Below are 970 nucleotides of genomic sequence, written 5' to 3' on the forward strand. Positions count from 1 at the left end.
CGCAGTTTTTCAACCCTGGGTCCAGCGCCTCGCTGGTCCGGGGTCGAGGGGGCGGACAGCCCCCCGCGGGGTCCGGGGCAGCGCCCCGGGCGCGGCGCCTTCGTCGGGCGCGGCGTGCCGTTACATGAAGTTTTCGCTTACCAGCCAGTCGAGCGCCGCAGCTTGGTCGTACCGCACGTTTTCCCGGCCAACGCGGTTCCCGCTTATCTTCGCGATGTTCCAGTTGGTCGCGTAGGCGATGTCGGGATCGCGGGTCAGCCTGCCCGGCGCGAGGCTCACCCTGACCAGCAGCCGCTCCACCCGGCCGTGATTGCGGTTCACGCCCTTCTCGACCAGGAACAGACGCACGTAGTCGTACCCCACCACCTGCGCCCGTGCCTTGTTGTAGATGTGATCCACATCCATGTTGGCCGGGTCGGCGATGTAGGTGAATACGCGTATCCAGGCGTCACGATAGTCCGCGTATGTCGGGCGCACCCAGACCTGCCGTCGTGCGTCACCGGGGTTGACGAGCAGCGCGTTATTGTTCCGCGTCCCGGTGATGGCCTGGACGCGGCCGACGTGACGCTGAAGCGCGTCGATGCTCCTCGCGGCGACCGGGATCTTGGGGTCCAGGATAGGCATCCTTCGAAGGCGTATCACAGCCGCGCCCGCCCGTCACCATTGCGCTCGTTGTGCGGCGGTCACGGCCGCGTGACCTCGGGGAAGATGTCGACGCTCGCCGCGCCCCTCGATGCACGAGGCCGACGAGTTGGGGGAGTTTCGGTGCGCTTGAAGGGGGGGGACCGGCGAGGGGCGACCCCTGATTGGGTTCTTCATCGGCCCGTTTGAAAAACTGCGCATCGCGCAGTTTTTCAACCCTGGGTCCAGCGCCTCGCTGGTCCGGGGTCGAGCAACTGTTTTCGTTCTCGGCCTCAGCTGGCAGGGCCCTCCGACAGGGGCGTCCGCCATCGCCCTTCAGACGGTGGCG

Annotated in this window: 1 protein-coding gene; it reads right to left on the bottom strand. The window is 67.0% G+C overall.

The genetic code is table 11. The features are described from left to right. Positions 1-120: 120 nt before the first annotated feature. Positions 121-624: a hypothetical protein gene (locus QHF89_RS49870; protein WP_136973426.1), complete on the bottom strand. Its 504-nt coding sequence runs from the start codon at positions 622-624 to the stop codon at positions 121-123. Positions 625-970 lie beyond the last annotated feature (346 nt).

Origin of the sequence: Polyangium sorediatum, assembly GCF_029946465.1 — a bacterium.
In the GTDB taxonomy this organism is placed as follows: Bacteria; Myxococcota_A; Polyangia; order Polyangiales; family Polyangiaceae; genus Polyangium; species Polyangium fumosum.

Bases quoted from the DNA above. Each gene is read 5' to 3' on its own strand.
- QHF89_RS49870 (WP_136973426.1), bottom strand. From the start codon at position 624: ATGCCTATCCTGGACCCCAAGATCCCGGTCGCCGCGAGGAGCATCGAC.